Source organism: Streptosporangium saharense (assembly GCF_014203715.1).
Taxonomy (GTDB): Bacteria; Actinomycetota; Actinomycetes; order Streptosporangiales; family Streptosporangiaceae; genus Streptosporangium; species Streptosporangium saharense.
Genome location: NZ_JACHJP010000007.1, coordinates 285,779 through 299,624, shown reverse-complemented (window position 1 = coordinate 299,624; position 13,846 = coordinate 285,779). Strand labels below are relative to the sequence as shown.

Genomic DNA, 13,846 nt, shown 5'->3' with positions numbered 1-13,846 from the left:
AGTTCGCACCCATGCCCAAGGATCCCCTTCTCGTCGCCCCCGCGGCGACCGTTGAGCGATCGCAGGAACGCGTCGGGCGGCTGCTCGTCGTGCTCGCCGCGCTCGGCGCCGTCGCCCCGCTGGCCACGGACATGTATGTCCCCGGCTTCCCAGGCCTGGTGAGGTCCCTCGGCACGACCGGGTCGTCGGTGCAGCTTTCCATGACGGCCTTCCTCATCGGCCTGGCCCTCGGGCAGATCCTGCTCGGCCCGGTCAGCGACGCCGTGGGCCGTCGCCGGGTGCTGCTGTGGGGCTCGGCGCTGTTCACGGTGTTCTCGCTGGTCTGCGCGCTGGCCCCGAACATCGACGTGCTCAACGTGGCCCGCCTGCTCGAAGGTGTCGCCGGGGCCGCGGGCATGGTCGTCGGCCGGGCCGTACTCACCGACCGCTTCCACGGGACGCCCGAGGCGCCGCGCCACTTCGCGACCCTGTCGGTGATCGTGTCCATCGCCCCGATCGCCGCCCCGGTGCTCGGCGGGGCCATCCTCGGGTTCGCCTCCTGGCGGGTCGTCTTCGCCGCGCTCACGGGCTTCGGCGTCCTGCTGGTCCTGGGCGTCCTGGCCTGGGCGCCGGAGAGCCTGCCCGCCTCCCGCAGGCACTCGGGCGGGGTGAGCAGCACCTTCAGGGCCATCGGCGGGCTGTTCGGCAGGCGTGCCCTCATGGGGTACGTCCTCACCTCCTCCTTCTCCGGCGCTGCCCTGTTCACCTACATCGCGGGCTCGGCGTTCGTCTTCCAGGACGTCTACGGCGTCTCGCCCACCCAGTACAGCCTGATCTTCGCCGTCAACGCCCTCGGCATGCTGGTCGGCGGGATCGTCTTCGGCCGGATCGCCTCCCGCGTCGGGATCAACGCCCTGCTGGTCGCGGGCCTGGGCATCGCCTTCGTGGCGACGGCCGTGCTGCTCCTGGTGCTCGTCACCACCGGCGGCGGGCTCGTCGTCACCTGGGTCTGCCTCTTCCTGGTGATCATCGGCTTCGGGCTCGTCCTGCCCGCGAGCACGACCATCGTCCAGGCGCTCGGTCACGACGCTCCAGGAGCGACCTCCGGCCTGCTCGGCGGCACCCAGTTCGTGCTGGGCGCCGCCGCCTCACCGCTGGCCGGTCTGTTCGGGACCGACAGCGCGACGCCGACGGCCGCGGTCATGCTGGTCGCCCTGGTGCTGTCGGTCCTGGCGCTGGCGTTCGCCCGTCCGTGGCAGGGCCACGGTGAGACCGTACGGCTCAGCGGATCGTCCACGACCCCGGGAGCATGAGCGGCCCGTAGGACGGCAGGCCGAGCTCGGTCGCCAGGTGGGCCAGCGGCCCCCACGCCTCAAGCCGCAGCCGGGTCAGCGCGGCGGCCCTGTCCTCGCTGGAGTCGGCCGGGCGCAGGCGCTCGATCGGGTTGAGCCGGGGATAGCTGCGCACCGGGGCGTCATCGGCCAGGCCGCCCTTGCTCCTGGCCAGGGCGAGGGCGTCCTCAAGGCCGCCGAGCACGTCGACGAGCCCGCCCTCGTGAGCGTCGGCGCCGGTCCAGACCCGGCCCTTGGCGAGCTCGTGGACACGCTCACGTGACAGACCGCGACCTTCGGCCACCTTGTTGACGAAGTCGTCGTAGACCCGGTCGAGCCAGACGTTCACCCGCTCCCACTGGGCCTCGGAGAAGGCGTGCGTCGAGGAGAACATCCCGGCGTTCGCGCCCTCGCTGACCGTCTCCGAGGAGACGCCGAGCTTCTCCAGCAGGCCGCCGATGACGGCCTTGCCGCCGAACACGCCGATGGAGCCGGTGAGCGTGCCCGGCTGGGCCACGATCGCGTCCGCTGCCATCGAGACCATGTAGCCGCCGGAGGCCGCGACGTCGCCCATCGAGACGACGACCGGCTTGCCCGCCCTGCGGGTGAGCACGACCTCACGCCAGATGGCGTCGGAGGCCACGTAGGACCCGCCGGGGCTGTCGACCCTGAAGACGACGGCCTTGACGTGCTCGTCGCGCCGGGCGGCGCGCAGCGCGGCGCAGACGGTGTCTGACCCCATCGCCTCGCTCCCGCCGAGGGGGCTGCGCCCGCTGCGGCCAAGCCGGATGGGACCGCTGCCGTGGACCAGGGCGACCGTCTGGCTCCCCGGATGCGGGATCTTGTCCGCGATCGGCCCCTTGGCGTAGCGGCCGACGTAGAGCAGCAGGGACTCCTCGCCCGCCGCCTGCTTCACCTCGTCGTAGACCTCGTCGCGGTAGGCGAGGCGGTCGACCAGCCCGGCCTCGACCGCCTCGGCGCCGATGAACGGCCCCCGGTCGACCAGCTCCCTGACCTTGGTGGGTTCGAGGCCGCGTCCCTCGGCGACGCCCGCGACGACCTGCTCGACGACCGACTCGGTGATGCGGCCGAGCGACTCGCGGTGGGCGTCGGTCATGTGGTCCTGGGTGAAGGTGTTGGCGGCCGTCTTGTACTCGTGCCGCTGACCGAGTTGGTACTCCACACCGAGCTTGGTGAGCGTGCCCCGCAGGAAGCGCTGTTCGAGGGCGACGCCGGTCAGCCCGACGTCCCCCGAGGGCTGCAGGTAGACCCGCTCGAAGGCGGAGGCCAGGTAGTAGGGCACGGTGCCCGCCCCGAACTCCCCGAACGTCTCGGCGAAGGCGACCGTCAGCTTGCCCGCCTCCCTGAGCCGGGTCACCGCCCGCCGCAGCTCCTGGACCGTCGCCAGGCCGAGCGGCCGGGTGCCGATCTTGACGATCAGCGCCCTGACCCTGGGATCCTTCGCCGCGCGCCGCAGCCCGGACAGCACGTCGGCGAGGCGCGTCTTGCGCATGGACAGGATCGCGCCCAGGGGGTCGGCGGGAGGCCCCTCGAAGAGCCCCTCGGTGAGGTCGAGCTCAAGAACGAGCGGGGCGGTCCGCCGCTGCCTGAACCGGTCGACGGTGTCGATGATCACCTTGGTCGCATCCATGCTGACACCCTAAGCGACGTCTCCGCCCGCCGGGCCTTCGGAAACTCAGGTACGGCGGGCGTTGACACGTTTGCTCAGCAGCGAGGCCGACGCCGAGGGGAACGATCCCCGCAGCCGCCTGTCCTCGGCGACGGTGAGCGCGTCCCTGACCGTCGTGGTCCCGCTCACCTTGGCGGTGAGGTTGACGGAGCCGTTGGCCCAGTTCAGCCAGGCGGCCAGCAGTTCGCTCTCGAACGTCGAGCGCTTCGTCCTCTTGGCGGGCTTGAGCACCTTGCGGGCAGTCGCCGGGGTCGAGGCCCCGGTCAGCTCGGGGAAGACCCTGCTGGCCCTGCCGACCATGCCGAGATAGCACCGGAGTGTCGCGTCCGTCAGCGTCCCCTTGCCGGGACCGAACTCGGCGGCCCACCCGGCGGCGCTCAGCGTCTTCTTCGACGTGCCGCGCACGCACATCGCGGGCTTGGCGGGCGCCACGGGGGCCGGGTCCACCGGGCTCGCGGTCACGGTCACCGTGACGGTCACCGTCGGCAGCGGGATCGGCTCGGGCGCCTGCGTCGGCGCGACGGGCGGGGTCTGGGCGCCGGGGTCCGGGCTCGGGTCTTCCCCGACGGGGTCGCCGGGCTCCTGGGTCACCCCGGGGGAGGGGGCGGTGCCGGTGAGCGCGCCGTACAGGTCGAGGCGGGGGACGGTAACCCCCGCGTAGGCGATCGGGCGGCCGGCGGCGGTGAGCCTGCCGGTGAGCGCGTCGGCCGAGGCGTCCGCGCCGGTCTCCGCGGCCCGCTGCGCCAGTACGGCCAGCGCCCCGGTGACGTGCGGGGTGGACATCGAGGTCCCGCTGTAGATCGCGATCCCGCCACCGGGGACGGAGGAGTCGACCTCGACGCCGGGGGCGAACAGGTCGAGGACGGAGCCGTGGTTCGACCACTCGGGGACGCGGTCGGCGTCGTCGGTCGCGCCGACGGTCACCGCGCCGGACAGGCAGCCGGGCACCCCGGCGCCCACGGATCCCTCGTTCCCCGCGGCGGCCACGGTCGTGACGCCCCTGGCGCGCAGCGCGTCGAGGCGCCCCTTCATCTCCTGGACCTCGGGTTCGCCGTCGCAGGAGCCGTCGTAGAGGCCGCCGCCGAGGCTCATGTTGACCGCGACGAGGCCGGGGACGGTGTCCTTCAGCCGGGTGAGGTACTCCATGGCGAGCAGAAGCGAGGACTCGTAGGCCGTGATGCAGGGCGCACCGGTGTCGTCGCAGTCGTCGAGACGGCTGAAGACCTGGACGGCCACGATGTCCGCCCCCGGCGCGACGGCGTGGGCGATGCCCGTGACGTGGGTGCCGTGCTCACACAGGTTGACCTGGCCGTCCACACAGGCGGGGACGGTGGCGTCGGCCGCGCGCTCCGAGGTGTCGGTGCCCTGCCCGTTCTGGCACAGGGATCGGACGCCCTCGTCCACGACGGAGAAGCATGCCTGCCGTACGACCTTGCCGCCGAGAGCGGGGTGGGCGGCGTCGACACCGGTGTCGACAACCGCGATGGTCGTGCCGCGCCCGTCGGCTCCCTCCGCGTGGGCGCGGTCGGCCCCGACGAGCGTCAGGCCGGAGGCGAGCGAGCTGGGGGAGTAGGTGCGGTCCCTGCGGATCGAGACCACCCGGGGGTCCTTGGCCAGCTCGGTCAGCGACTCACCGGTGCCCTGCACGACGATGAAGGAAGTGTCGCCGGGCTGGAGCACCACGTCGGTCTCCGGCAGCGACCGTGCCTCCCCGGCGACCTGGTCGGCCTGGGCGGGGGCGGCCAGCTCGACGATGGCGCGGGCGCCGTCCTCGTCGGCGGCGAGCCCGGCCTCAAGCTTCGGCGCGGCCGGGGGTGGCTGTTCCTCGGCGAGAGCGGCGAGGGCATGGGCCGGTACGGCGGGGGCGCCGCTGAGCACGATCACCAGCGCCACGAGGGCTCGAAGTCGCACACGTCCTCCGGGGGGATCCGGACAGCTCCGGGCAGTTGATCATGCGCTATGGAGTCTAAATAGTGATTTGTCGCCCGTGAATAGCGTGTTCTGGATTTCTCAGTCCCGGACATGGCTCGACCCCCCGCGGCGTGTCGCACACGGAGGGCCGAGTGTCCGAAATATTACTTGAGTCCGTTGGCGAGTGCGGTGATGAGCTCACCGTTGGGGGTGTCGCCGCTGGTCTCCCAGAAGAACGCGCCACCGAGGCCCTGGTTCTTGGCCCAGGTCATCTTGCTGGTGATGGTGGCGGGGGTGTCGTAGCTCCACCACTGGCCGTTGCAGAAGGCGTAGGCCGTGCCGGCGATGGTGCCGTTGGAGGGGCACTTGGTCTTGATGACCTTGTAGTCCTCGATGCCGGCCTCGTAGGTACCGGGAGCGGCGCCGGTGGCGGTGCCACCCGGGGTGGACTGGGTCACGCCGGTCCAGCCACGGCCGTAGAAGCCGATGCCGATGAGCAGCTTGCTGGCGGGGATGCCCTTGCTCTTCAGCTTCTGGATGGCGGCGTCGGTGTTGAAGCCCTCCTTCGGAATGCCCGTGTAGGAGGTCAGGGGCGAGTGCGGAGCCGTCGGGCCCTTGGCGTCCCATCCACCGAAGAAGTCGTAGGTCATCGGCATGAACCAGTCGAGGTACTGGGTCGCACCGGCGTAGTCGGCGACGTCGATCTTGCCACCGTCAGCACCGTCGGCGGTGATGGCGGCGGTGACCAGGGCGCTGGAGCCGAACTTGGCGCGCAGAGCGGCGACGACCTTCTTGAAGGCGTCGGGGCCGCTGCTGTCACAGGTCAGGCCACAGGCGTTCGGGTACTCCCAGTCGACGTCGATGCCGTCGAAGACGTCCGCCCAGCGCGAGTCCTTGACCACGTTGTAGCAGGAGTCAGCGAAGGCGGTCGGGTTGGCGGCCGCCTGGGTGAAGCCACCGGACCAGGTCCATCCACCGAAGGAGTAGATGATCTTGAGGTTCGGGTAGGCCTTCTTCAGCTTGCGGAGCTGGTTGAAGTTGCCACGCAGCGGCTGGTCCCAGTTGTCGGCGACGCCGTCGACGCTCTGGTCGGCGGTGTAAGCCTTGTCGTAGTCGGCGTAGGAGTCGCCGATCGCGCAGCGGCCACCGGCGGTGTTGCCGAAGGCGTACAGCAGGTGGGTCAGCTTCGGCGCGGTGCCGCTGGTGACCAGGTTCTTGACGTGGTAGTTACGGCCGTAGACGCCCCACTCGGTGAAGTAACCGACGACCTTCTTGGCCCCGCCAGGGCCGGTCGGCGTCACCGTGGGCGTCACGGTCGGGGTCACCGTCGGCGTCACCGTGGGGGTCACGGTGGGCGTGACGGTGGGGGTGACCGTGGGCGTCACGGTCGGCGTCACCGTCGGCGTCACGGTGGGGGTGACGGTCGGGGTCGGCGTGGGGTTGGCGCCGTCACAGGCGCCGCCGTTCAACTTACAGTTCGTCACACCGGAGACACCGCCGGGAGAGCCGGTGAAGCCGAAGCTCACCGAGGCGCCCGCGGCCAGCGCGCCGTTCCATGACTTGTTGGCGAAGGTGTAGTGGTTGCCGCTCTTGGTCATGTCGGCGTCCCACGCGGAGGCGATCGACTTGCCGGCGGGGAGGTCGAACTCGACCTTCCAGCTGGTCAGGGCGGTCGATCCCGCCTTCACCGTCACGTTGCCCTGGAAGCCGGTGCCCCAGTCAGAGGTGGTGGTGTAGGTGGCGGTGGCGGAGGTGGCGGCCGTCGCACTACCCATCCCGATCCCAATCGGGACTAGCAGCGCTGTGGCTGCGATCAAGGAGCCGATGGTCATTCGTCGCAAGGGTCGCTCCAGGTCAAAGAGTTCCTAGCCCCCGAATTCATAGGAAAGTTTCCTATTAGTTTCCAGAGCGTAGGTTCTCCTCCGTGGGCGGTCAATGGCTCGCTGACCGATATAAGGCGGATTTAAGGTTCGTGGAAGCCTCGGCGGACCCGGCCTGAACGGAAAAGGGCCGGTCACACGCTGCGTGACCGGCCCGGCCCGGACGAAAAAATCTTCCCGCGACGTTGACGCGGCGGTTGTCCCGCCGGTCAAGGCGCCCGCGTCAGGGGCGGCGCTTCCCCCGCGGGGCCTCCTTCACGGTCTCCTCGGTGGCGATCTCCGAGACGGCCGGCCCCCCGTGCCTGAGCCAGACGGCCCCCAGCGGCGGCACCCGCAGCCGCGTCGAGTACGGCAGGCCGTGCCACTCCTCGTCAACCGCCTCGACCGCGCCCATGTTGCCCACCCCGCTGCCCGCGTAGTCGTAGGCGTCGGTGTTGAGCGCCTCCTCCCACGGCCCCGGCAGGGGCAGCCCGAGCCGGTAGTCCTCGTGCGGCGCGCCGGAGAAGTTGACGACGCAGGCCAGCGCCGAGCCGTCGGGGGCGTAGCGCAGGAAGGAGAAGACGTTCCCCTGGGCGTCGTCGGCGTCGATCCAGCGGAAGGCCTCAGGGGCGTCGTCCTGGGTCCACAGCGCGGGCGTCTCCCGGTAGATCCGGTTGAGATCGCGCACCAGCCGCTGCACCCCCTTGTGCCCGTCGAAGTCGAGCACCCACCAGTCGAGACCTCGGACCTCCGACCATTCGGACCCCTGCCCGAACTCACCGCCCATGAACAGCAGCTGCTTGCCGGGATGGGCCCACATGAAGGCGAACAGCGCGCGCAGGTTCGCGAACCGCTGCCACTCGTCGCCGGGCATCTTGCCGAGCAGTGACCCCTTGCCGTGCACCACCTCGTCGTGCGACAGCGGCAGCACGAAGTTCTCCGAGTAGGCGTACATCAGGGAGAAGGTCATCTGGTGGTGGTGGTACTGCCGGAAGACCGGCTCACGCGCCAGATAGGCCAGGGTGTCGTGCATCCAGCCCATGTTCCACTTGAACCCGAAGCCCAGTCCGCCGAGGTGCACGGGCCGGGAGACCCCCGGCCAGGCTGTCGACTCCTCGGCGACGGTGATGATGCCCGGCTGGTCCCGGTAGACCAGCGCGTTCATCTCCTTGAGGAAGGCCACCGCGTCGAGGTTCTCCCGCCCGCCGTACTCGTTGGGCGTCCACTCACCCTCGCGCCGCGAGTAGTCCAGATAGAGCATCGAGGCGACCGCGTCCACCCGCAGCCCGTCCACGTGGAACTCGCGCAGCCAGTACAGCGCGTTGGCGACCAGGAAGTTGCGCACCTCCCTGCGGCCGAAGTCGAAGACGTAGGTGCCCCAGTCGGGGTGCTCACCCCTGGCCGGGTCGGCGTGCTCGTACAGCGGGGTGCCGTCGAACCTGGCCAGTGCCCAGTCGTCCATCGGGAAGTGCGCGGGCACCCAGTCCACCAGCACCCCGACGCCCGCCGCGTGCAGGCTGTCCACCAGGTGACGGAAGTCGTCCGGGCTGCCGAACCGGGACGTGGGCGCGTAGTAGGAGGTCACCTGGTAGCCCCACGAGCCGCCGAACGGGTGCTCGGCCACCGGCAGGAACTCCACGTGCGTGAACCCCATGTCCACGACGTAGTCGACAAGCTCCGTCGCCAGGTCCCGGTAGGACAGGCCGGGCCGCCACGAGCCCAGGTGCACCTCGTAGACGCTCATCGGCTCCTTGAGCGCGTTCGCCTCCGCGCGCCGCCGCAGCCACTCCTCGTCGTGCCACTCGTAGGAGGAATGTTCGACCACCGAGGCCGTGGCGGGCGGGACCTCGGTCCGCCTGGCCATCGGGTCGGCCTTGGCCCGCCACACGCTGTCGGCGCCGAGCACGTTGAACTTGTAGTGCTCGCCCTCGCCGAGCCCGGGAACGAACAGCTCCCACACCCCCGACCTGCCCAGCGAGCGCATCGGGTGGGCGGTGCCGACCCAGTGGTTGAAGTCGCCGATCACCTGGACACCCCGCGCGTTCGGCGCCCAGACGGCGAAGGCCGTACCCTCCACGTCCTCGTGCCGCATGACCCGCGCCCCGAGCACCTCCCACAGCCGCTCGTGGCGCCCCTCGCCGATCAGGTGCAGGTCCACCTCACCCAGCGTCGGCCAGTGCCGATAGGAGTCGGCCATCTCGTACGGCTCCGCGCCCGGATAGGTGACCCGGAACCGGTAGTCGGGAATCTTGTCGACGCCGGGGACCGTCACCGCGAACACCCCGTGGGCCAGGTGCTCCATGTCATAGGTGTGATCGTCCACGACGACCTGGACCTTCTCGGCCAGCGGCCGCAGCGTCCTGACGGTCACGCCCCCGGCCCCCGGATGCGCGCCGAGGATCGAGTGCGGATCGTGGTGGGCTCCGCCCGCGAGCCGCTCAAGGTCCAAGTCCGCGTTCATGGATCACTCCCGTAGATCGGTATCCCCTAACCCTGCCCTACTCGGGCGTTACGACCCATGCCCTTGTCCGCTATCACCATGCGTGTCGCGAAAATGTGTGGATACGCAGTGAGAAAAGTCCCGATTGTCGTCCTAGGCGATGCGCCATACTGGCCGTTGGTTCCGATGATCATCCAGGGGGTGACGATGCACGGGAACACGGCGGGGACCCCCGTTCCTCCGCGCCCGCACCACTGGCCGCCGGCCGACGAGACGGCCTTCCCCCCGCCACCCCGTCCCCTGCGGCCCGTCAAGGGGCTGGCGACAGCCGTACTGGCGCTGCTCGGACTCGACACCCTCGCGGGCGGCGCGCTGGCGGTGGTGTCCGACCCCCTCGCCACCGCGGCCGAGATCGTGGGGGAGAGCGCGGTCCCGCTGCTGTCGAACTCCACGCTCCTGTTCGTCCTGACGCTCTCCCGATATCTCGTCCGTTTCTGCCTGATCGTCGTCTTCCTGGTCTGGCTGGTACGGGCCCGCCTGAACGCCGAGACCCTCACCCGCGTCCCGCACCGCTGGTTCAAGATCTTCATCGTGATCGGCTGGGTGCTGCCGGTCGTCGGCTGGTGGATCCCCAAACAGATCGTGGACGACATCTGGGCCGCCTCCCGCCCCGGCGGCGTGCGGGGGGAGAGCATCGGCAGGCAGCGGCACTCCTGGCTGGTGTGGGCCTGGTGGATCGCGTGGCTGCTGGCCTTCTGGGTGGTCCCGCTGTCGTCCGTGGCGCTGCGGTCCCTGGCCGGGCGCCCACCGGAGGAGGTGGGCGCGCTCGTCGGGTTCGGCCTCGACCCGTTCACCTGGGTGCCGACGCTGCTGGCCGCCGCCCTGCTGGCCCTCGTCGTGGTACGGATCACCCGCTTCCAGGAGACCCGGGCCCGATAGCTCAGCGGCTGCTGCCGACCCGGCCCATCGGGACGGGGCTCTGGCACGACCCCCTGATGAAGGTCTCGCCGTCGACCGCCTCCGCCCCCGGCAGCGTCTCCAGGTGCTCGAAGGCCGTCGCGTACGGCAGGGCCCGCTCCTTCGGGGCCGCGAGCCGCCGGGTCAGCCACTGCGCGAACCGCCCGTGGGCCGTGACCACCGTGGCGAAGGCCACCGCCAGCGCCGCCAGCACCGGCAGCCGCTCCTCACTGGCCAGCAGGATCGACTGGGCGTCGGAGAACCCGGTCCTGGCCGAGGCCCAGCCGGTGGCCACGACCGTCACCCACCTGCCGCCCCGCCTGACCCCGGGCCGCGCGGTCGCGGTGATCGCGGCCGGTACGGCGAGCACGACGAAGGCGACGACGATCATCACCGTCGCCCCCAGGGTGAAGGAGGTGTCCACGCCGACGGCGACCCCGCGCATCAGCAGCTGGGCCACGAGACCCCCAACCAGTCCGGCCACCAGCGCCCCTATCGCCGCAGCCCACACCACACGACCTTGCGCCACATCCCCATATCGCATTTAAAAGGATTTAGAGGGATTTTCCTGGCGTGGCAATCCCAAAAACAGATCCGGAACCTCCTTGTGACCCACCACTTTGGAACGGTCCCCCATTCGTGGTGGTCGCGAGCGTGTGGGACGCCTTCATCGATGGGCGAGCTCGACCTTGAGGGGCCGTGACCTCCGGGAGGTCAGCCTGCGGACCCGGTCAGGCCAAGCAGGAGCTTCGCGGCCCGGTCCGCCCCGTCGGTGCGGACCGTCCCGGCCACGACGGCCGCGCGGGCACCAGTCTGGGGGGCCAGGGCGATCTTGAGTGCGGCCGACAGTGACTCGGCGGTTGGCGTCGGACCGTCGTGTCCCGTGCCGATGCCCAGCTCGGTCACCCGGCCCGCCCAGTACGGCTGGTCCGCGACCTGGGGCACGATCACCTGCGGTGCTCCGGCGCGGGCCGCCGTAGCCGTGGTGCCCGCGCCGCCGTGGTGCACGACGGCGGCGACCCGGCCGAACAACGCCTGCTGGTTGACCTCGCCGACGACAAAACAGTCGTCCCGGTCGTCGATCGCGGTCAGGTCGGCCCAGCCGCTCCCGAGCAGAACCCGGCGGCCCCGCGCCCGAACCGCCTCGATGACGGCCCGGGAGATCTCCTGGGCGCTCGCGCCCCGCATCGGCATACTGCCGAAGCCCACGTACACCGGCTTCTCCCCGGCGGCCAGGAACGCCTCCAGATCGGCCGGAAGCGGCCGCTCGTCCGGCCGGATCCACGCGCCGGTCTGCGTCACGTCGAGCTCCGGCGTCTCCTGCCAGGGGCCCAGGACCGGGTCGGTCGCCAGGAACGGGCGGCCGGTGAAGACGTGGTCGCGGATGCCGTCCACCGGCGGTAGGCCGACCGACACCCGATGCCTGTTGATCGTCTCGCCGAACAACGCGTCCTTGTGCTCGGCGTCGAGGGCCCACAGCTCCCGGTTGCCGGTCACCCCCTCGGGGATCACCTGACCCGGCCAGGGGCGAGGCGCGTGATGGGATGACGGCAGGTAGGACGGGGAGAGGGACGTGAACACGTAGGGCACGCCCAGCTTCTCGGCCGCCGCCCGCGCACCGGCCACGGCGGGGAACGAGCCGGTCGCCACCACCGCGGCACGGTCCCCGGCCGCCCCGGTGACCGCCTCGTAGGCCATGGCGGTCAGCTCGGCGGCGATACCGGCCAGGCCCGCCTTCGCCTTGTCGGGGATCGCCCCCGTCGCCAGCGCGCGGATCGGCCAGCCCAGGGGAGTCAGCGGCACGCCGACACCGTCCAGCAGCTCCGCGAAGTCCGGAGGCGCGCACACCCGAACCTCGGCGCCGAGCGCCCGCAGCCGCACCGCCAGCCCCGCCATCGGCTCGACGTCCCCGCGCGACCCGTAGGTCACCAGCACAACGCGCATTCCACGGCCCCCGATCTCCGTACCTTCCGGTGTCGAAGGGGGATTGTGCTGCACCACCGGGGTCTTGTGGCAAGCCCCACCACCCGCTATAGCTTGGTAGTGACGGGAGGCATATATCCCCCTTGCCCTTTTGGTTTCCCTGTCCGGCAGGGGCCCTCTTCCGCCTCAGTTGACCGGGCTCACCCATACTCCCTACTGGCCAACTCCGCTACGTGTTCTGCTACCCACGACCAACAGCGCTGCCCGCCGTACCGGATCGGGTAGAGCGGGTGGGTCACTCGCCGACGGCGCCGTCGAGGCGTTCGCGGAGGAGGTCGGCGTGGCCGTTGTGGCGGGCGTACTCCTCGATCATGTGGACGAGGATCCAGCGGTGCGAGACGTCCTGGCCGTGGCGCTGCTGTTTTCCGATGGCGTCGAGCGGTACCCGGGCCGAGATCTCGCGGGCTACCTCGACCTCGGCCCGCCAGGTGGCGAAGGCCTCCTCCGCGGAGGCGGTGTCCACGTCGTTGAAGTCGGCGTCGTAGTCGTCGTCCCTGCGGTAGATGAAGGGAACGTCCTCGCCGTTCAGCACCCGGCGGAACCAGACACGTTCCACATGGGCCATGTGACGGACCAGGCCGAGCAGCGACAGGGACGACGGCGGCACGGAACGCTCACGGAGCCGCTCCTCTGACAGCCCGGCGCACTTGACGGCCAGGGTCTCACGGTGCCAGTCGAGCCAGCCGTCCAGCATGGCGCGCTCATCGGCGACGAACGCGGGGGAAACGCGGTTGTCGGTCAAGACTTGTGGTCCTCTCATCTGATCGGTCCGGATAACCACCGTCCAGAGTCTCACGGCGTCGTCGTACGGCTCGCAACCGCGGTCCGGGCACCGGTGGCTTTTCCGCTGAGATATCGCGAGCTTGATGCCTTCGGTGTCCGTTGTCTGCCGGAAAGGGGGCGGCGTCGGAATGTGGGGTGGGAAAAGGGCTTTCCTGGGGTGAATGACCAGGTGGGGAGGTGCGGTGATTGCCGGTTATTGGTCTGCTTTCATCCTGTTTAGGGCTAACCGTTTGTTTTTCCGGTGATGTTCGTAGGCGAGGGTGAGCTTTCCATTGTTCCGAAGGGCCGTCTCACATATGCTCCGTGCAAGTCACATGTACGGCCAAGCCGACTGGAGGCAGGCATGGCTCGTTCCTGGGAGGCTGACCCGTCCGCGTTGTTCCTGCGGGGGCTGGGAAAGTCGGCCAAGGAGCTCGACCATTCCGACGGTCGAGACGAGTGCCCCGAGATCTGGCAGCTCGACAACGGTGACATCGCGGTGATCGGCAGAGATCTCACCGCCGCCTACAGGTCGCGCCTGCCCGAAGGCGTCTCCTTCGCGCCGGGCATCGCCGATGTCTGACCTCCACGCTCCCCAGCCCATTCCCGCCCAGGGGGAAAGGCTCCTCAGAGAGGCCTACCGGCGCGACTTCCGGCAGCGGGAGGCGGTTCTCCGTGACCGCGACTCGTGGAAGCTCGAACGGCGCCAGCACGTCGAGGAGCAGGCCGTCCCCAGCTACGACGCCTCCCGCCTCGGCGGCCGGACCCTCTACCGCGTCCTCTGCACCGACGGCACCGCTCCCCGCCCCGTCAGGTGCTGGGAGGACTACATCAGGGGCCTCTACGAGACGGGCGAGGATGTCAGGTCCTACGTCGGCCTTTCCTCGTTCACGGCCGGGTCGAAAACGGAGTAGCCGTCAAAAAGTACAGAGAA

At 70.2% G+C, this 13,846-nt stretch carries 11 protein-coding genes; 4 read left to right on the top strand and 7 right to left on the bottom strand.

Going from position 1 to position 13,846, the window contains the following annotated elements:
* Window positions 1-11 precede the first annotated feature (11 nt).
* A complete protein-coding gene (locus FHS44_RS28850; protein WP_184720273.1) occupies window positions 12-1,292 on the top strand; it encodes a multidrug effflux MFS transporter in 1,281 nt (426 codons plus the stop codon).
* Here FHS44_RS28850 and sppA read toward each other — a convergent pair.
* The 4 genes from sppA to glgB form a co-directional block, all read right to left on the bottom strand.
* Window positions 1,261-2,961, bottom strand: coding sequence for a signal peptide peptidase SppA (sppA, locus tag FHS44_RS28845; protein WP_184720271.1), 1,701 nt, complete (start codon window positions 2,959-2,961; stop codon window positions 1,261-1,263). The genes FHS44_RS28850 and sppA overlap by 32 nt on opposite strands.
* Before the next feature lie 45 nt (window positions 2,962-3,006).
* Window positions 3,007-4,911: a S8 family peptidase gene (locus FHS44_RS28840; RefSeq protein WP_184720269.1), complete on the bottom strand. Its 1,905-nt coding sequence runs from the start codon at window positions 4,909-4,911 to the stop codon at window positions 3,007-3,009.
* A gap of 164 nt (window positions 4,912-5,075) precedes the next feature.
* The gene (locus FHS44_RS28835; RefSeq protein ID WP_246436171.1) at window positions 5,076-6,686 is read right to left on the bottom strand and encodes a glycosyl hydrolase family 18 protein; all 1,611 of its coding nucleotides are present in this window, start codon (window positions 6,684-6,686) and stop codon (window positions 5,076-5,078) included.
* A gap of 328 nt (window positions 6,687-7,014) precedes the next feature.
* Window positions 7,015-9,231, bottom strand: coding sequence for a 1,4-alpha-glucan branching protein GlgB (gene glgB, locus FHS44_RS28830; protein ID WP_184720267.1), 2,217 nt, complete (start codon window positions 9,229-9,231; stop codon window positions 7,015-7,017).
* Window positions 9,232-9,417: 186 nt separating this feature from the next.
* Here glgB and FHS44_RS28825 point away from each other — a divergent pair, with 186 nt between their 5' ends.
* Window positions 9,418-10,149 carry a DUF4328 domain-containing protein gene (locus FHS44_RS28825; protein ID WP_246436228.1) on the top strand — a complete coding sequence of 244 codons (732 nt, stop codon included), beginning with the start codon at window positions 9,418-9,420 and terminating at the stop codon, window positions 10,147-10,149.
* 1 nt (window position 10,150) lies between these two features.
* On the opposite strand, the gene FHS44_RS28820 is transcribed toward FHS44_RS28825, so the two are convergent.
* From FHS44_RS28820 to FHS44_RS28810, 3 genes are all read right to left on the bottom strand, one after another.
* The gene (locus FHS44_RS28820; RefSeq protein ID WP_184720263.1) at window positions 10,151-10,651 is read right to left on the bottom strand and encodes a hypothetical protein; all 501 of its coding nucleotides are present in this window, start codon (window positions 10,649-10,651) and stop codon (window positions 10,151-10,153) included.
* A gap of 230 nt (window positions 10,652-10,881) precedes the next feature.
* A complete protein-coding gene (locus FHS44_RS28815; RefSeq protein ID WP_184720261.1) occupies window positions 10,882-12,111 on the bottom strand; it encodes a glycosyltransferase in 1,230 nt (409 codons plus the stop codon).
* A 274-nt stretch (window positions 12,112-12,385) separates the two neighbouring features.
* The gene (locus tag FHS44_RS28810; protein WP_246436170.1) at window positions 12,386-12,892 is read right to left on the bottom strand and encodes a DinB family protein; all 507 of its coding nucleotides are present in this window, start codon (window positions 12,890-12,892) and stop codon (window positions 12,386-12,388) included.
* A gap of 384 nt (window positions 12,893-13,276) precedes the next feature.
* Here FHS44_RS28810 and FHS44_RS28805 point away from each other — a divergent pair, with 384 nt between their 5' ends.
* Together FHS44_RS28805 and FHS44_RS28800 are read left to right on the top strand one after the other, a co-directional pair.
* A complete protein-coding gene (locus tag FHS44_RS28805; protein ID WP_184720259.1) occupies window positions 13,277-13,495 on the top strand; it encodes a hypothetical protein in 219 nt (72 codons plus the stop codon).
* Window positions 13,488-13,826, top strand: coding sequence for a hypothetical protein (locus FHS44_RS28800; protein ID WP_221461410.1), 339 nt, complete (start codon window positions 13,488-13,490; stop codon window positions 13,824-13,826). Before FHS44_RS28805 ends, FHS44_RS28800 begins: the two co-directional genes overlap by 8 nt.
* Window positions 13,827-13,846: the final 20 nt, after the last annotated feature.